Annotated in this window: 17 protein-coding genes; 11 read left to right on the forward strand and 6 right to left on the reverse strand. The window is 63.7% G+C overall.

Annotated features, from left to right (window positions below):
• Positions 1-16: 16 nt before the first annotated feature.
• Positions 17-280: a 30S ribosomal protein S20 gene (rpsT, locus tag G4Y73_RS04500; protein ID WP_164229888.1), complete on the reverse strand. Its 264-nt coding sequence runs from the start codon at positions 278-280 to the stop codon at positions 17-19.
• Between the two features lie 131 nt (positions 281-411).
• Between rpsT and murJ the strand changes: the two genes are divergently transcribed.
• Positions 412-2,019 (forward strand): murein biosynthesis integral membrane protein MurJ, encoded by a 1,608-nt coding sequence (gene murJ / locus G4Y73_RS04505; protein ID WP_164229890.1) that lies wholly within the window; start codon positions 412-414, stop codon positions 2,017-2,019.
• Here the strand turns inward: murJ and G4Y73_RS04510 are convergent.
• The 3 genes from G4Y73_RS04510 to G4Y73_RS04520 are packed head-to-tail and all read right to left on the reverse strand — an operon-like array spanning position 2,016 to position 4,887.
• A complete protein-coding gene (locus G4Y73_RS04510; protein WP_164229892.1) occupies positions 2,016-2,963 on the reverse strand; it encodes an ArsA family ATPase in 948 nt (315 codons plus the stop codon). The genes murJ and G4Y73_RS04510 overlap by 4 nt on opposite strands.
• Complete coding sequence (locus tag G4Y73_RS04515; protein ID WP_164229894.1) at positions 2,954-3,211, reverse strand: cory-CC-star protein; 258 nt, start codon at positions 3,209-3,211, stop codon at positions 2,954-2,956. The genes G4Y73_RS04510 and G4Y73_RS04515 overlap by 10 nt, the downstream gene beginning before the upstream one ends.
• Complete coding sequence (locus G4Y73_RS04520) at positions 3,208-4,887, reverse strand: carbon starvation protein A (RefSeq protein ID WP_164229896.1); 1,680 nt, start codon at positions 4,885-4,887, stop codon at positions 3,208-3,210. Before G4Y73_RS04520 ends, G4Y73_RS04515 begins: the two co-directional genes overlap by 4 nt.
• Before the next feature lie 125 nt (positions 4,888-5,012).
• Between G4Y73_RS04520 and G4Y73_RS04525 the strand changes: the two genes are divergently transcribed.
• The 5 genes from G4Y73_RS04525 (at position 5,013) to G4Y73_RS04545 (ending at position 10,251) form a co-directional block, all read left to right on the forward strand.
• A complete protein-coding gene (locus G4Y73_RS04525; RefSeq protein WP_164229898.1) occupies positions 5,013-5,933 on the forward strand; it encodes a bifunctional riboflavin kinase/FAD synthetase in 921 nt (306 codons plus the stop codon).
• A gap of 219 nt (positions 5,934-6,152) precedes the next feature.
• Positions 6,153-8,912 carry an isoleucine--tRNA ligase gene (gene ileS / locus G4Y73_RS04530; RefSeq protein ID WP_205596547.1) on the forward strand — a complete coding sequence of 920 codons (2,760 nt, stop codon included), beginning with the start codon at positions 6,153-6,155 and terminating at the stop codon, positions 8,910-8,912.
• Between the two features lie 13 nt (positions 8,913-8,925).
• Positions 8,926-9,414 (forward strand): signal peptidase II, encoded by a 489-nt coding sequence (lspA, locus tag G4Y73_RS04535; RefSeq protein WP_164229902.1) that lies wholly within the window; start codon positions 8,926-8,928, stop codon positions 9,412-9,414.
• A 199-nt stretch (positions 9,415-9,613) separates the two neighbouring features.
• The gene (locus G4Y73_RS04540; RefSeq protein WP_164229904.1) at positions 9,614-9,844 is read left to right on the forward strand and encodes a type II toxin-antitoxin system prevent-host-death family antitoxin; all 231 of its coding nucleotides are present in this window, start codon (positions 9,614-9,616) and stop codon (positions 9,842-9,844) included.
• Positions 9,845-9,846: 2 nt separating this feature from the next.
• Complete coding sequence (locus G4Y73_RS04545; RefSeq protein WP_164229906.1) at positions 9,847-10,251, forward strand: PIN domain-containing protein; 405 nt, start codon at positions 9,847-9,849, stop codon at positions 10,249-10,251.
• Positions 10,252-10,536: 285 nt separating this feature from the next.
• On the opposite strand, the gene G4Y73_RS04550 is transcribed toward G4Y73_RS04545, so the two are convergent.
• Entirely contained in the window at positions 10,537-11,169 is a 633-nt protein-coding gene (locus G4Y73_RS04550; protein WP_346426841.1) for a Bax inhibitor-1/YccA family protein, read from the reverse strand.
• 243 nt (positions 11,170-11,412) lie between these two features.
• On the opposite strand from G4Y73_RS04550, the gene G4Y73_RS04555 reads away from it, so the two are divergent.
• The 5 genes from G4Y73_RS04555 to G4Y73_RS04575 all read left to right on the forward strand — a co-directional run bounded on the left by G4Y73_RS04555 (position 11,413) and on the right by G4Y73_RS04575 (position 15,233).
• Positions 11,413-11,778, forward strand: a complete 366-nt coding sequence (locus tag G4Y73_RS04555; protein WP_164229910.1) for a four helix bundle protein — start codon at positions 11,413-11,415, stop codon at positions 11,776-11,778.
• Positions 11,779-11,968: 190 nt separating this feature from the next.
• Entirely contained in the window at positions 11,969-12,757 is a 789-nt protein-coding gene (locus G4Y73_RS04560) for a 50S ribosomal protein L25/general stress protein Ctc (RefSeq protein ID WP_164229913.1), read from the forward strand.
• A gap of 8 nt (positions 12,758-12,765) precedes the next feature.
• Complete coding sequence (gene pth, locus G4Y73_RS04565; RefSeq protein ID WP_164229915.1) at positions 12,766-13,368, forward strand: aminoacyl-tRNA hydrolase; 603 nt, start codon at positions 12,766-12,768, stop codon at positions 13,366-13,368.
• A 185-nt stretch (positions 13,369-13,553) separates the two neighbouring features.
• A complete protein-coding gene (gene ychF / locus G4Y73_RS04570) occupies positions 13,554-14,645 on the forward strand; it encodes a redox-regulated ATPase YchF (RefSeq protein WP_164229917.1) in 1,092 nt (363 codons plus the stop codon).
• A gap of 276 nt (positions 14,646-14,921) precedes the next feature.
• Positions 14,922-15,233: a HigA family addiction module antitoxin gene (locus G4Y73_RS04575; protein WP_164231202.1), complete on the forward strand. Its 312-nt coding sequence runs from the start codon at positions 14,922-14,924 to the stop codon at positions 15,231-15,233.
• A gap of 206 nt (positions 15,234-15,439) precedes the next feature.
• Here the strand turns inward: G4Y73_RS04575 and G4Y73_RS04580 are convergent, their stop codons facing one another.
• Positions 15,440-16,297, reverse strand: coding sequence for an A24 family peptidase (locus G4Y73_RS04580; protein WP_346426842.1), 858 nt, complete (start codon positions 16,295-16,297; stop codon positions 15,440-15,442).
• Between the last annotated feature and the right edge of the window lie 65 nt (positions 16,298-16,362).

Here is a 16,362-nt window from a genome sequence, read left to right on the forward strand (position 1 = left end):
TTGTACCGGGCGAGGTTTAGCCCAGATCGCGGACGTGCTGGTTCAGCCGCGACTTGTGGCGGGCGGCCTTGTTGGCGTGCATGATGCCCTTGGACACGGCGCGGTCGATGGCCGGCACGGCTGCCTTGTAGGCTTCTTCGGCCGCGGCCTTGTCGCCCGATTCGATGGCGCGAAGCACCTGCTTGATCCGGGTGCGCACGTGCGAGCGCTGCGAGGCGTTATGCTGCCGATGCTTCTCAGCCTGGCGGGCACGCTTGCGGGCGGATACGCTATTGGCCACGTTGGAATCTCCTGGAAAATACGATCAGTGTTTAATCAAGCCGGCTATTATCGGGCGATGCGCCTCGATAGTCAACATCCACCAGCGCCGACCTTGCTGGTCCCCGGTCCCTGGTCCCTGGTCCCTGTCCGATGAGCTTGCTCCGGAACACCTTCACTTTCGGCGCCATGACCTTCATTTCGCGCATCCTCGGTTTCGTGCGCGATGTGGTCTTCGCGCGCTGGTTCGGGGCGGGGCCGGCGATGGATGCCTTCGTCTTCGCCTTCAAGATCCCCAATTTCCTGCGCCGGCTGTTCGCCGAGGGCTCGTTTTCGCTCGCCTTCGTGCCGGTGCTCAACGAGTATCGCGAAACGCGCAGCCGCGAGGAGCTCAAGTCGCTGATCGACGCCACCGCCGGCAGCCTGATGGCCGTGTTGCTGGTGATTACCGCCATCGGTATGTTCGCCGCGCCCTGGGTGGTCACGCTGTTCGCGCCGGGATTTCGCGACGACCCGGAGCAGTTCCAACTCGCCGCCGACATGCTGCGGATCACGTTTCCCTACCTGCTGTTCATCGCCCTGACGGCGCTTTCCGGCGGCATTCTCAACACCCTGGGCCGCTTTGCCCTGCCGGCGCTGACCCCGGCGTTGCTCAACATTTCGCTGATTGCCGCGGCCGTGGCTTTCAGCGCGCAATTCGAGCCGCCCATCGAGGCGTTGGCCTGGGGCGTGCTGGTCGCCGGCGTTCTGCAGCTGGCCGTGCAAATACCGGCGCTGGCCCGTCTCGGCGTGTTGCCCATGCCGAAACCCGATTTCGCCCATGCCGGCGTGCGGCGCATCATGAAACTGATGGTGCCGACCCTGTTCGGCTCCTCGGTGGCCCAGGTCAGCCTGCTGTTCGACGTGATCTTCGCCTCGCTGCTGTTTTCCGGTTCGCTGTCCTGGCTGTACTACGGCGATCGCCTGATGGAGTTTCCGCTCGGCATGTTCGGCGTGGCCTTGTCAGTGGTCATTCTGCCCACACTCTCCTCACTGCACGCCCGCGAGAGCCGTGAGGCCTTCCGTGCCACCCTGGACTGGGCCGTCACCCTCGGCTTCGTGATCGCCGTGCCGGCCGCGGTCGGCCTGGCCGTGGTCGCCGAGCCGCTGGTCATCACGCTGTTCCACCATGGCGCATTTACCGATCGCGATGCGGTCATGGCGGCACTGGCCCTGCTGGCCTACTCCCTGGGCCTGCCGGCATTTATCGGGGTCAAGATCCTGGCGCCCGCCTATTTCTCGCGCCAGGACACGAAAACGCCGGTCAAGGTGGCCATCATTGCGCTGGTTGCCAACATGTTTCTGAACGTGGTCTTCGTGCTGGCTTTCGTCTGGCACCTGGCCGGTGGTGATTTCGGCGCGGGGCTGTGGGCCACCCTGGCGGCGCATCCGGGTGCCCACGCCGGACTGGCCCTGGCCTCGAGCACGTCGGGCTGGATCAACGCTTCGCTGCTGTGGCGGGGCCTTCGAAAACGCGACCTGGCGCCGCGTCTGCCCTGGTTGCATATCGGCCAGGTCATGGCGGCCAGTGTCGCCATGGCGGTTGGTGTCTGGCTGATGCTCGACGACACAGCGACGTGGCTGCAGGCGGCCACCGGCTGGCGCGTCCTGGAATTTGCGACCGTCATTGCCGTCGCCGCCGCGGTGTATGCGCTGGTGCTGCTGGCGAGCGGCCTGCGACCACGTCATGTCATGCGGCCACGCGAGGCGGACTCGCGCTAGAGCTGCACTGGGTAGGGTCGGAGTTCAGCGAGCAGTCGGGCCAGTTCGTCGGGTCCGACCGGTGGTTGGGCAAGCAGCTCGAGTTCGTGCAGCGCCAGTTCCGGGGCCCGCGTCGCCAGTTCGTCGACCCAGCGTCGCTGCTGTTCGAGGCGTCGGGCGATGAAGTCGTGGTCGTCGTCGGGAAACACGCCGTTGACGATGCATCCGGTTAGTCCGATCCCGGTCTGGCGTAACTGTTCGGCCAGCCGCAGGGTTTCAAGAACCGGCAGGCGTTCGGGCGAACAGACCAGCAATGCGCCGCAGCGTTCGGCGTCGGTCAGGATGCGGCCCAGCTGTAACAGCTTCTCCTGACGACGCTGCAGGCGCTTGGCAATCTGGCGGCTGTGTTCGGGAACACTTTCGGGATGACCTTGCTCGACCCTCAGCTTGTCGTGTCGCTGCTGTTGGTCGAGCAGATCATCGGCCCAGCGTCCGAGGGATTGGGGCAGTTGCAGCAGGCGCAGGGTATGGCCGCCGGGCGCGGTGTCGAGCACGATTCGGGCATAGCTGTGGCCAAGGTCCTCGAGTAGATCGGCCAGCCAGTCGGTCAGAGCGGCGTCGACGGTGCCCGGCGCGTTGCGCGAGAGCGCCATGTGACGGTCGATGTCGGGCCAGGTATCGGGGTGGGCGTAATCGCGCAGGGCGCGGGCCACCTGGTCCACACGATCGGCCGCCAGCCGCTCGGCATCGACTTCGATTGCGTCCAGTCCGGCTTCGATGGGGGTCGCTTCATGGTCGAGCCGGGCCTGGAGCACATCGCCGAGCGAATGTGCCGGGTCGGTGGAGACCACCAGGGTGCGGTTTCCGGCCCGCGCGGATGCCACCGCCAGCGCCGCGGCCACGGTGGTCTTGCCGACACCGCCCTTACCGGCCACCAGAGTGATCTCACGCTCGCTCAGCAGCAACGCGGGCAGTCCAGCGGTGAGTGGGACAGGCCCATACGGCGGTGCCAGTCGTGGAAGTCGTCGGCCAGCAGCGGGCGCAATTCCAGCAGCAGTCCTGCGGCCGGGTGATCGATGCCCAGCGCATCGGCGTGGACCAGTAGCATCAGCAGATCGTGGCGATCGCGCCGGATGCGGGCCAGCTCGCGCCGGTGGCGGGTGTGATAGAGCGCCTCGAGCAAGGCATCGAGTCGATTCATTAGCCGCTTCATGTCGGCTCCCGGCTGTTGTCTCCCCGGCGGCTGCGGGTCAGGGCGGCGGCCGTTTCCAGGGCCACGAAAATTGCCGCGACCAGGATCAATGCATCCATGCCCAGCAGGAACCATTGGCCTGCACGGTAGAAATCGACCAGCTGGTAGAGCAGGGCGGCAACGGTCATTGCGATCAGGCCGAGCATCGGCACCAGCAGGGGCCAGGGCGGGCGTCCCTGGCGCACGACGAGCAGCCCGACAACCAGGAGGGTCAGGGCGGCCAGCAACTGGTTGGTGGTGCCGAACAGCGGCCAGATGACCAGGCCGCCGGACCCTTCGGTGCCGCCGGCGCCGAAGGCCAGGCCGACACAGCAGCCGACCGCCAGCGCGGTCGAGGGTCCCTTCCGGACGAGCGCCCGGATACCGTAGATCTGGCCCCATTCCTGGACGATGTAGCGTTGCAGGCGGATGCCGGTGTCCATCGTGGTGGCCGCGAACAGCACGGCCATGACCGCCAGCAGCGTGGTGCCCACGGCGATGGGCAGGCCGTAGCCGGCGTTCATCAGATTGGCCCCGCCCTCGACGAAGGCCGCCAGCCCGCCAGCCCCGAAGCTCGAATACAGTTCGTTCCACTCACCCAGCGTGGCGAAGCCGGCGGTGCAGGCCAGGATGGCGGCCAGCGCCAGGCAACCCTCACCAACGGCACCGAAATAGCCGACAAAACGCGCGTCGGACTCGCGGTCGAGCTGCTTGGAGGTCGTGCCCGAAGCCACCAGGCCGTGAAAGCCCGAAATGGCACCACAGGCGATGGTGACGAACAGCAGCGGAATCATCGGCGGGATATCGTCGGGCAGGCCGGTGTTGATCATCGGCGCGACCAGGTCCGGATTGGCCAGCACCACGGCGGCGAACAGCAGGCCCAGTCCGATGAAAAGCTGCAAGCCGTTGATGTAATCGCGCGGCTGCAGCAGCACCCAGACCGGCAGCAGCGAGGCGACCGCCGCGTAGGCGAACAAAACGAGGATCCACTGGGCGTTCTGGCCCAGCCCCAGCGCCGTCTCCGGTAGCGCCACGGGCATGTACTGGCCAAGCCAGATGGTGAAATACAGCACGATCACCCCGGCGATCGACAGCCAGGCCAGCCCGATATGGCCGCGGCGGATGAGCTGGCCGAGCACCAGGGCCACGGCGATGGCACTCCACGCCGGCACCACGCTTTGCGGATACTCGACGAACAGCCGCGCGATGACCACCGCGAATACGGCATTGACCATCAGCAGCAGCAGGAAGATCACGATCATGAAAAGGGCCCGCGCGCGGCCGCTCACCAGGGCGCCGGTGAGTGCCCCGACCGACTGGCCGCGGTTGCGAATGCTGGCCCAGATCGCGCCGAAGTCGTGGACGCCGGCAATCAGGACGGTCCCCAGCACCACCCAGACAAAAGCCGGGCCCCAGCCCCAGATCACCGCGATGGCAGGTCCCACAATTGGCGCGGCCCCGGCCACCGAGGTGAAGTGATGACCCCACAACACGAAACGATTGGTGGGTACGTAGTCGATGTCGTCGCGCATGGAATGCGCCGGGGTCGGGCGGTCGTCGTCAAGGCGGTAAATGCGCTCGGCGATCCAGCGTGAATAGACCAGGTAGCCCAGGGCGAAAACGCCCAGTCCGATGAGTAGCAGGGCAATTGCGTTCATGGCATGCCAGTAAAGCGCTGATTGAAACGTGCCCAAGGATTGGCCACCGGGCGACGGCTGTCAATGATTACTAAATTAGTGACCGTGCCACGGTGGCCGAAACCCGGTAGAATTCGTCGCTCGCCATGCGACTCGTCCGATACCTCAATCCCGACCGCGACAAACTGCCCGCCACCTCCGTGGCGGTGGGCAATTTCGATGGTCTGCATCTCGGCCACCAGGCGCTGATCGCGGCCGCACGCGAAGGGGCCGGCAAGTTGGCCCCGGCGCTGATGTGTTTCGAACCCTTGCCCGCGACCTTTTTCAGTCCGGATGAGCCGCAGCCGCGCCTGCTGGGCGTTCGCGACCGCATTCGCCTGGTCGGCGAGCAGGGCATCGACTGGCTGTTCATGCTGCGCTTCAACCAGGAATTTGCGCGCCTGAGCCCGGAACGATTCGTGCGCGACGTGCTGGTCAGCGGTGCCCGGGCCGAACGGGTGGTCGTCGGCGCCGATTTCCGTTTCGGTTCGCGCGCGGCCGGCGACGTGGCCATGCTCGAAAAGCTGGGCCGCCGCTATGGGTTTTCCGTCGTGCGGGTGGACGCCGTCGAAGAAAGCGGCGAGCGCATCTCTTCAACGCGCGTTCGAACAGCGCTTTCCGGAGGCGACCTGGACACCGTCGAGCGCCTGCTGGGACGGCCCTACGTGCTGTCCGGCCGCGTGCTGCGTGGCCGCGCCCTGGGCCGCGACCTGGGATTTCCCACGGTCAATCTCCGCCCGCCGCTGCCACCGGCGCTGAGCGGTATCCTGGCCGTACGCGTCTCAGGCGCCGGCCTGGTGTCACATCCCGGCGTGGCCAGCATCGGCCGACGCCCGACCATCGGCGGCGATGAATGGCTGCTCGAGGTCCACCTCTTCGATTACGATGGCGAGCTGTACGGCCAGCACCTCGAAGTCGCGTTCGTCGCGTTCATCCGCAACGAGGAACACTTCGATGACCTCGACGCGATGACCGAGCAGATGAAGAAGGATGCGGAGAAGGCTAAGGACATACTCAAAAACAAATGACCAAGTACCAAATCTCAATTTGCAAACAAGGACCAAGGACCGAATAAATCAATGACCAAAACTCCTCCGGTCGGCCGAAGCGGGTTTCGATCATTGAAAATTGAACATTGAGATTTGTTTGTAAATTGGAATTTGGTCCTTGAAAATTCCCTGAATCCTGAATCCTGAGACCCCGTGGACTACAAAGACACCATCAATCTCCCCAAGACGTCCTTCCCGATGAAGGCCTCGCTGGCCCAGCGCGAGCCCGGCATGCTCGAGCAGTGGTATGCCGACGGGCTTTACGAGCGCATCCAGGAAGCCACCGCCGGGCGCGAGACCTTCGTGCTGCACGACGGTCCGCCGTACGCCAACGGCGACATCCACATCGGGCATGCGGTCAACAAGATCCTCAAGGACTTCGTGGTGCGCTCGGCCTTGATGGCCGGCTACCGCGCGCCCTACGTGCCGGGCTGGGATTGCCACGGCCTGCCGATCGAGCTGCAGGTCGAGAAGAAGGTCGGCAAGGTCGGGCAGAAGGTCGATGCGGCCACTTTCCGGCAGAAGTGCCGCGAATACGCCGAGAAACAGATCGACAATCAGCGCACCGACTTCAAGCGTCTGGGCGGTCTGGGTGACTGGGACAACCCCTACGCCACCAAGGACTTCAAGTACGAAGCCGACATGCTGCGTGCGCTCTCAAAGATCGTCGAGCGCGGCCATCTCAAGCGCGGCGTCAAGCCGGTGCACTGGTGCTTCGACTGTTCCTCGGCCCTGGCCGAGGCCGAGATCGAATACCAGGACAAGACCTCCACCGCGGTCGACGTGCTATTCCCGGCCGTCGATGCCGAAGCCTTGGGCAAACTGTTCGGTGTAAGCGGGCTGGCCGATGATGCCGGCATCGTCATCTGGACGACCACGCCCTGGACCATTCCGGCCAACCAGGCGGTCTGCCTGCATGCCGAACTGGATTACGACCTGGTGCGCGGTCAGCGCGAAGGCGTGCAGCGCGACCTGGTCGTGGCCAGCGAACTGCGCGAGGTCGTTGCCGAGCGCATCGGTCTCGAAAAAGTCGAGGTGCTGGGCACGGTCAAGGGTGCGGCGCTGGAGCACCTGCGGCTGCGCCATCCCTTTCGCGACTACGACGTGCCGACCATCCTGGGTGAGCACGTCACCACCGAAACCGGTACCGGTGCGGTCCATACCGCACCCGGCCACGGCCAGGAAGACTTCGATGTCGGGCTCGAATACGACCTGCCGGTGGTCAATCCGATCGACGGGCGCGGCGTATTCGTCGAGGAAACGCCCGTGGTCGGCGGCGAACACGTGTGGAAGGCCAACGCCATGCTGGTCGAGCACATGCGCGCCAACGGCACGCTGCTCGCTGCCGAGGACTTCGCTCACAGCTATCCGCATTGCTGGCGGCACAAGTCGCCGACCGCTTTCCGCACCACGCCGCAGTGGTTTATCGCCATGGACCAGGCCGGACTGCGCGAAGACGCGCTCAAGGCCATCGACCAGGTGCGCTGGGTGCCCGACTGGGGCCAGGCGCGCATCCGCGGCATGATCGAATCCCGCCCGGACTGGTGCATCTCGCGCCAGCGGACCTGGGGCGTGCCGCTGGGCTTTTTCATCGATCGCGAGAGCCAGCAGCCGCATCCGGATACGCCCGAGATACTGGGGAAATTCGCCGCCATCGTCGAGAAGGAAGGCGTGGACGCCTGGTACGCCGACGACATCGCCGAGCGCCTGGGCGTGGATGCCGAGCAGTACGAACCGGTGCCCGATATTCTCGATGTCTGGTTCGACTCAGGCGTCAGTCACCATTGCGTGCTCGACCAGCGCCCCGAGCTCAAACGCCCGGCCGACATCTACCTGGAAGGCTCCGATCAGCATCGCGGCTGGTTCCATTCCTCGCTGTTGACCTCGGTGGCCATGCACGGGATTGCGCCCTACGAGCAGGTGCTCACCCACGGCTTCACCGTCGATGCCGAGGGCAAGAAGATGTCGAAGTCGCAGGGCAACGTGGTCGCCCCGCAGCAGGTCATGAAGACGCTTGGCGCCGATATCCTGCGCCTGTGGGTGGCGGCGGCCGATTATCGCCAGGAGATGAGCGTCTCCGACGAGATCCTCAAGCGCGTGGCCGACGCCTACCGCCGCATCCGCAATACCGCGCGTTTCCTGCTCGGCAACCTGCACGACTTCGATCCTGACGAGAACGCACTGCCGCTCGACCAGTTGCTGCCGCTCGATCGCTATGCCGTCGACATGGCGGCCAGACTGCAAAACGAGGTCACCGACGCCTACCGCAATTACCGCTATCTCAACATCTACCAGGGCGTGCACCACTTCTGCAGCGTCGATATGGGCGCGTTCTATCTCGACATCATCAAGGACCGCCTCTACACCCTGCCGGCCGACCATCCGGCCCGCCGCTCGGCGCAAACGGCCATGCACCATATCCTCGAGGCCCTGGTGCGTTGGCTCGCGCCGGTGTGCTGTTTCACCGCCGAAGAAATCTGGGCCGAGATGCCGGGTGAGCGCGAGGATTCGGTCATGCTCGCCACCTGGTACGAAGGGCTCGACACGGGTGACGAGGCCACACGCGAGAGCATCCAGCGCCTGCGCAAAGTGCGCGAAGTGGTCGGTCCCTGGCTCGAACAGCTCAGGCGCGACAAGACCATCGGCGCGTCCCTGGCGGCCGAGATCACGCTGGAAGCCTCCGGCAAGCTGGCCGAAGAACTCGATGCCGTCGGTGATGAACTGCGTTTCTTCTTCATCTCGTCGGACGTGCAACTGGCGCCGGTGGCCGAGCCGATGGAAACCGCCGAGATCGACGGCGATTCGCTCAAGGTGGCGGTCAAGCCGACCGATCACGCCAAGTGCATCCGCTGCTGGCACCACCGCGACAGCGTCGGCGAAAACCCGGACCACCCGGAAATCTGCGGCCGCTGCGTCGAAAACATCGAAGGCCCGGGCGAGACCCGGCGTTGGGGTTGAGCCCATGCTTCCGATGCGACCGACGCGATACGGGCTTTGGCTGCTGCTGGCCGGATTGATTATTGGGCTCGATCAGCTGACCAAGCATCTGGCGATCCAGTATCTCGAGCTTTACCGGCCCCACGAGGTGTTGTCCTGGTTCAATCTGACCCTGGCGCACAACACCGGCGCGGCCTTCAGCTTCCTGGCCGGCGGCAGCGGCTGGCAGCGCTGGTTCCTGTCGATCGTGGCCGTGGTCATCGTCGTCGTACTGCTGATCTGGCTGTGGCGCCTGCCACACCGCGCCCGTTTGCTGCCCACCGCACTATCGCTGGTCATCGGCGGGGCCATCGGCAACCTGATCGACCGCATCCGCTTCGGCTACGTCATCGACTTCATCGACGTCCACTACGCCGATTGGCACTGGCCCGCCTTCAACCTGGCCGACTCCGCCATCGTCATCGGCGTCATCCTGCTACTCATCGACAGCCTCTTCCCCAACCGCCACCAGCATCACGCCTAAGGCCTGAATGATGCGTTACGGCCTGCCGGCCTCCACGCATCCTACGGGTGATGGCACCGAATCGGTCCGTAGGATGCGTGGAGCGCCAGCGCAACGCATCGGTCCGGCATCGGAATGATGCGTGACGGTCTAACGGCCGCCACGCACGCTACGCTGGCTCGGTGATACAATATGACCAATTGGTCATCTGGAGCCCGCCATGCGCAAAGTCCCTGTAGCAGAAGCCAAGGCAAACCTCTCGGAACTGCTCAAGGCCGTCGAGGCCGGCGAGGAAATCGTCATTACGCGCCGAGGCCGGGCCGTGGCTCGGTTGTCCTCGCAGCAGCCGCTCAAGGCTGCTGATGTGCTCGCGCCGCTTTGGGACAGCCCCATCGATCTCGAAGCCCCCGAAGATCGTGCTCCTGAACCGGTTCCGGAATGGGATGACTGAGCGTGTCGCAGTACCTGCTCGACACAAATATTCTCATTGCCGCCATCAAGGGACGGGAGCCTGTCCGAAAACGCCTGGAGCGGATAGATGCGCCGAACATCCTTATCTCACCCATCGTACTGGGCGAACTGCTCACCGGCGTCGAAAAGAGCCAGCGCAGGACGTCCAACCGCCAGCGCCTGCTTGGCGTGCTCGAAGGCTTCCGATTGATCGAAATGGCTCCCGACGTAGCGATTCGTTACGGCGAGCTGCGAGCCACACTGGAAACCCGCGGTACGCCCATCGGTGCCAATGATTTATGGATCGCGGCTCAAGCCCTGGCGCTCGGTGTCACGCTGGTAACCGACAACGAACGCGAGTTTCGCCGCGTTGACGACCTGGCAGTCGAAAACTGGCTGGCCGAGTGAGTCCGGCGCTGGGATGATGCGTTACGGCCTGACGGCCTCCACGCATCCTACGTTGGCCCGGGCGCCGGTCTGGTCCGCGGGTCCGTAATCCATCCGGCACCGGGTTGATGCGTTACGGCCTGGCGGCCTCCACGCATCCTACGAGCGATGGCGCCGGATCGGTGCGACACCGGCATGGCGCGTTACAAAACGAAAAACCCCGGCACAGGGGCCGGGGTTCGAAGCGGATTGTTGCGTTTTGACCCGTAGGATGCGTGGAGCGCAAGCGCAACGCATCTGTGCCGTCTATTCCTCGCCGAAGAAAAAGCCGAACAGGTGCAGCAGGCTCAGGAACAGGTTGTAGATCGACACGAACAGCGTGACGGTGGCCATGATGTAGTTGGTCTCGCCGCCGCGCACGATCTGCTGGGTCTGGTACAGAATCAGCCCGCACATCAGCAGGGAGAACATGGCGCTCACCGCCAGGCTCAGCGCCGGCATGCTGAAGAAGTACGCCGCCAGGCCGGCCACGAAGGCCACCAGGATGCCGACGAACAGCATCGGCCCGAGGAAGCTGAAGTCCTTCTTGGTGATCATGGCGAAGCCCGACAGGCCGATGAAGGCCACACCGGTCGAGGCCATGGCGGCAAACACGATCTCGCTGCCATTGCTGAACATCGTCAGGTAGAGGCTGATGATCGGGCCCAGGGTCAGACCCATGAAGCCGGTCAGCGCGAAGGTGCTGAGAATGCCCCAGGCGGAGTTGCGCAAGGCGTAGGTCAGAAACAGCAGACCGAAATAGCCGACCAGCGTGATCAGCATGCCCGGATGGGGCCAGTTGTTGGCCATCGAAAGCAGCGCGGTGCCGGCGCTGAACAAAAGCGTCAGGGCCAGCAGATTCCAGGTATTGCGCAGCACACGGCGCGCACTGTCGTCCATCTCGACCGACCGGCCGGCGCTGATGGTTGTTGCACGAAGGTTCTCGCTCATTTGGGCGTTGATCCTTGAATTGAAGTGGGTTGAACCGACTGTTCAGACCGTGATTCTAGCAGGAAGGTTTCAACACCATGGGTTGGCTAGTTTGCTGGTTTGCTTGTTGGCTGGTTCGGCAGCCGGGCGGGTTGGCGATTACTCGCACAAGGCTGCTAGAATTTCTGGCAGCGTTGTCTGTAAGCTCTTGCTATGGGGACGATTTCTCGGTTTGAGGACATTGAGGCATGGAAAGAGGCTCGGGTGCTCGTGCAGCTCGTCTATCGTTGCTGCAGCAATACTGCGCTGAACCGGGATTTCGGTCTGCGAGATCAGTTACAGCGATCGGGGGTTTCGGTGATGGCCAATATCGCCGAGGGATTCGAGCGTAAGAATCCCAATGAATTCAAGCATTTCCTCCGAGTTGCCCGTGGGTCATGTGCCGAGGTGCAATCCCATCTGTATGTCGCCCTCGATACCGGCCAGATCAAACCCAGTCAGTTCGAATTCCTGCAAAATCAAGCCATTAGCACCGCACGCAAGATCAGCGCATTTCAGCGCTACCTGAACACCAATTAGCACCACCTCCAGAAGCGCCGAACCAGCCAACAAGCAAACCAGCCAACCAGCCAACCAGCCAACGTGTTGACCAAAGCCACCCGATGTCGGGCTTTTCCGCGGCCTCGAAACCGGCTACAATGGTGGGCTTGCTCCGGCGGCCTGGTCGCGGGCGGTCGGTTCTTTAACCCTCAATCGAGAGCATTTTGTCATGGCCAAAGCCAAACAAACCAAGATTCCGGCAGAGATGCGTACGGACGTAGGGAAAGGTGCGAGCCGCCGCCTGCGCCGTGCGGGCCGGGTGCCCGCCGTGGTTTACGGCGGCGACCGGGAACCTGCCAGCATTACCATCGATCACGCTTTCCTGCTGCACGAAGCCGAAACAGAGGCGTTCCACTCCTCCATCCTCGAGCTCAACGTCGGCAAGAAGAAGCAGAAGGTTGTGCTGCGTGACCTGCAGCGCCATCCGTTCAAGCCGCTGCTGACCCATGCCGATTTCCTGCGCGTTTCCGACGACCATGCCATCCGCATGCACGTGCCGATTCACTTCGTCGGCGAAGAGCATTCGCCGGCCGGCAAGGCAGCTGGCGTGGTGATCTCCCACCAGGTGGTGGAAGTTGAAATCGAAGCGCTGCCCAAAGACCTGCCCGAGTACCTGGAAGTCGACCTGACCAATTTCGAGCCGGGCGAGAGCGTCATGCTCAGCGAAATTCCGCTGCCCGAAGGCGTCATCATTCCGCTGCTGGCCCACGAAGGCGAAGAGCACGACTACGCCGTTGTGACCGCCATCTACATTCGTGCCGGTCAGGGTACGGGTGAAATGGCCGCCGAAGCCGATGCCGCCATGGCCGAAGCCTCCGACGTCGAAACCATCGGCGAAGAGGAAGAAGCCGAAGCCGCCGAGGGCGAAGAAGGCGAAGGCGAAGAAGGCGAAGAAGGCGACGACGAGAAGGCCGAGGGCGAGAAGTCCGAGGACGACGACAAGTCCAAGAAGGACTGAGTCCGCCGGTGAGCGATCGCTGGCTGATCGTCGGCCTGGGCAACCCGGGCGCCAAGTACGAAAGAACCCGGCACAATGCCGGGTTCTGGTTTCTGGACGCCCTGGAACGCGCACAGCCGCTGGGCCTCAAACCCAACCGCAAACTCCACGGCGAAGCGGCCAAAACGCCGTTCGCCGGGGCTGACTGCGTGTTCCTCAAGCCCGACACCTTCATGAACGAATCCGGCCAGGCGGTGCGCGCCGCGGCCGATTATTTCGACGTGCCGGCCGAGCGCACGGTCGTCGCCTACGACGATCTCGACCTGCCGCCGGGCAGCGTCAAGCTACGGCAGGGCGGGGGCCACGGCGGGCACAACGGCCTCAGGAGCATTTTCAGCCACCTGGGCGACCAGAACTTCTGGCGCGTCCGCATCGGCATCGGCCACCCGGGCTTCAAGGACGCCGTAACCCCCTGGGTGCTGGGCCGAGCCAACGCCGAGGACGAAAAAGCCATCCAGGAAGCCGCACAGCGTGCTGTCGAGGCTTTGCCGGATCTCCTGCGGGGTGAGCCGGGCGAGGCGATGAAGAGGTTGCACACCCGGGACTCGGGACTCGGGACTCGGGACTCGTAGTGGGGGTGTCTTCATGGGTAGTGACTTAAGCGCAGAATGGGTGGTGCGCCAGACTCGACAGGACTCGGGTATTCCTCTCGACTCTCTGAATCGCGAGTCCCGGGTCCCGAGTCCCGAGTCCCGGAGTATCGTCATTCAAGAAGCCACCATCCATTCCGCGCAAGAATTGTTCAACGGAGCCCCCAATGGGATTTAAATGCGGCATCGTCGGCCTCCCTAACGTGGGCAAGTCGACCCTCTTCAACTGCCTGACCAAGGCCGGCATCCAGGCCGAGAACTATCCGTTCTGCACGATCGAGCCCAATGTCGGCATGGTGCCCGTACCGGACCCGCGCCTGGACGCGCTGGCGGCCATCGTCAAGCCCGAGAAGGTCATCCCGACGATGATGCAGTTCGTCGACATCGCCGGCCTGGTGGCGGGGGCCTCGAAGGGCGAGGGCCTGGGTAACAAGTTCCTGGCCCATATCCGCGAGACCGACGCCATCGCCCACATCGTGCGCTGCTTCGAGGATGACGACGTCACCCACGTGTCCGGCCGCGTCGATCCGCTGTCCGACATCGAAACCATCGACACCGAACTGTGCCTGGCCGACCTGGACGTAGCCGAAAAGGCGCTCGACAAGGTCAGCCGCCAGGCCAAGTCCGGCGACAAGGAAGCGGTTCGTCAAACCAGACTGCTCGAACGCGTCGTCGCCCACCTGGGCGAGGGCAACCCGCTGCGCACCTTCGAAATGGAAGACGAAGAGCGCAAGACCCTGCGCACCTGGCAGTTCATCACCCGCAAGCCGGTGCTCTACGTGGCCAACGTCGACGACAGCTCGAGTGAGGACAACGACCACGTCCGCGCCGTACGCGAACGCGCTGCGACCGAGGATGCCGAAGTGGTCGTGCTGTGCGCGGCCATGGAAGCCGAACTGGCCGAGCTCGATCCGGAAGAGCAGGCCGAATTCCTGGCCGACCTGGGCCAGGACGAACCCGGCCTGCACCGCCTGATCCGCACCGGCTATTTCCTGCTCGACCTGCTTACCTTCTTCACCGCCGGCCCGAAGGAAGTGCGCGCCTGGACGGTCAAGAAGGGCTCATCGGCCCCCCAGGCCGCCGGCCGCATCCACACCGACTTCGAAAAAGGCTTCATCCGCGCCGAGGTCACCGCCTACGACGACTACATCGCCTGCAACGGCGAAGCCGGCGCCAAGGCCGCCGGCAAACTCCGCCTGGAAGGCAAGGAATACATCGTCCGGGAGGGCGATGTGATGCATTTCCGCTTCAACGTCTGACCCCCTGTCGTCCCGGAATTTGCGCAGCAAATATCCGGGATCCCGCACGTATCAGCAGGCACGGCGCGGGCTCACTGCCGGCCTCAAGCGTGCGAGATCCCGGCTCAAGGCCGGGATGACATACTCGCCTCATTGGCACCCGGTAGTAACGCTTGACGTTAATAACGTGTAGCGTTACTATGCAAATCCATGATTCGCTCGTTCCGTTGTCGCGACACTGAGCGCCTCGCGCATGGATACCGCGTTAAGCGATTCAGTACCACTGAGGTGAACAGGATGACCAGCAAACTCGCACCAATCACACCCGGTGAAATCCTCAAAGAGGAGTTTCTCGATGCGATGGGGCTGAGCAAGTACCGATTGGCCAAGGAAATCGGGGTGCCGGCGCAGCGCATCGGCGAAATTGTTGCAGGAAAGCGTTCGATTACTGCAGATACCGACTTGCGCCTTTGTCGGTTTTTCGGACTTTCCAGCGGCTACTGGCTGCGCGCCCAGGCGGCGCATGACACGGAAGTGGCCGAGGCCCGACTAACGGATGAACTGAGTCGCATCACACCCTGGAAAGAGCAGGGCCATTCACCGCGATAAGCGAGTCTCCTGGCCATCGCTTTGTCGTCCCGCAATTTGCGCAGCAAATATCCGGGACCCCGCACGTATCGGCTGGCACGGCTCGGGCTCACTGTCAGCACCTAGCGTGCGAGATCCCGGCTCTCCGCTGCGCTCCGGCCGGGATGACAAAAGTGAGCGGCCGGGATGACAGGATTTAACCAGCTAACAAGCCAACCAGCCAACCCTCAGGGATACAACCAAAAATCAATAATCCGCTCCCCCCACAACATCGCAATCCACCCCGCGAGGGCCAGGTAGGGGCCGAAGGCGATCGGGATTTCCTTGCCGCGGCGGGTGGCGATCATGATGGCAATGCCGAACACCGCGCCGACGAACGAGCCCAGCAGGATCACCAGCGGCAGGACCTGCCAGCCCATCCAGGCGCCCAGGGCGGCGAGTAACTTGAAATCGCCGTAGCCCATGCCTTCCTTGCCGGTCAGCAAGCGGAACAGGTGGAACACCGTCCACAGCGACAGGTAACCTGCTAGCGCCCCGATCACGGCGTCTTCCAGGCTCGCGAACAGGCCCAGCCACAGATTCAACCCCAGGCCCAGCCACATCAGGGGCAGGGTGATCTGGTCGGGCAGTAGCTGATGGTCGATATCGATGCCGGTGGCGGCAATCAGTGCCCAAGTCAGCACCAGCGCGGCCGCACCCTCGGCCGTGGGCCCGAAATGCCAAATCACGACCGCGGAAAGCAGGGCCGTGGCCAGCTCTACCAACGGATAGCGCCAGGAAATCGATTCGCCGCAATGCCGGCACTTGCGCCCCAGCACCAGCCAGCTTACGACCGGAATATTGTCGTACCAGGCAATGCCCTGGCCGCACTTGGGGCAGTTCGAACGTTCCACCACCAGCCCCGGCGGCGCGGCCTCGTCGGCCTCAATGTCGAGCAGTTCACGGCACTGACAGCGCCAGTCGTGCAGCAACCGCTTCGGCAGTCGCAGAATCACGACATTCAAAAAGCTGCCCACCAGCAACCCGAAAACAAACACGGCGGCCACAAGGGCCGCCGGATGCAAAGCGTCAAGAAACTCCAGAATACTCAAATCAATTCCCTCACCAAGAATGCCGTCGTCCCGGCCCCCGAGCCGGGACCTTCCATCCA

Source organism: Wenzhouxiangella sp. XN201 (assembly GCF_011008905.1).
Lineage (GTDB): Bacteria > Pseudomonadota > Gammaproteobacteria > Xanthomonadales > Wenzhouxiangellaceae > Wenzhouxiangella.

What these genes read in the sequence shown, in the direction of transcription:
- murJ (WP_164229890.1), top strand. Translation starts at nt 412, where the DNA reads ATGAGCTTGCTCCGGAACACCTTCACTTTCGGCGCCATGACCTTCATT.
- G4Y73_RS04515 (WP_164229894.1), bottom strand. Translation starts at nt 3,211, where the DNA reads ATGAAGCGGCTAATGAATCGACTCGATGCCTTGCTCGAGGCGCTCTAT.
- G4Y73_RS04520 (WP_164229896.1), bottom strand. Translation starts at nt 4,887, where the DNA reads ATGAACGCAATTGCCCTGCTACTCATCGGACTGGGCGTTTTCGCCCTG.
- G4Y73_RS04525 (WP_164229898.1), top strand. Translation starts at nt 5,013, where the DNA reads ATGCGACTCGTCCGATACCTCAATCCCGACCGCGACAAACTGCCCGCC.
- ileS (WP_205596547.1), top strand. Translation starts at nt 6,153, where the DNA reads ATGAAGGCCTCGCTGGCCCAGCGCGAGCCCGGCATGCTCGAGCAGTGG.
- lspA (WP_164229902.1), top strand. Translation starts at nt 8,926, where the DNA reads ATGCGACCGACGCGATACGGGCTTTGGCTGCTGCTGGCCGGATTGATT.
- G4Y73_RS04540 (WP_164229904.1), top strand. Translation starts at nt 9,614, where the DNA reads ATGCGCAAAGTCCCTGTAGCAGAAGCCAAGGCAAACCTCTCGGAACTG.
- G4Y73_RS04550 (WP_346426841.1), bottom strand. Translation starts at nt 11,169, where the DNA reads ATGGACGACAGTGCGCGCCGTGTGCTGCGCAATACCTGGAATCTGCTG.
- G4Y73_RS04555 (WP_164229910.1), top strand. Translation starts at nt 11,413, where the DNA reads ATGGGGACGATTTCTCGGTTTGAGGACATTGAGGCATGGAAAGAGGCT.
- G4Y73_RS04560 (WP_164229913.1), top strand. Translation starts at nt 11,969, where the DNA reads ATGGCCAAAGCCAAACAAACCAAGATTCCGGCAGAGATGCGTACGGAC.
- ychF (WP_164229917.1), top strand. Translation starts at nt 13,554, where the DNA reads ATGGGATTTAAATGCGGCATCGTCGGCCTCCCTAACGTGGGCAAGTCG.
- G4Y73_RS04575 (WP_164231202.1), top strand. Translation starts at nt 14,922, where the DNA reads ATGACCAGCAAACTCGCACCAATCACACCCGGTGAAATCCTCAAAGAG.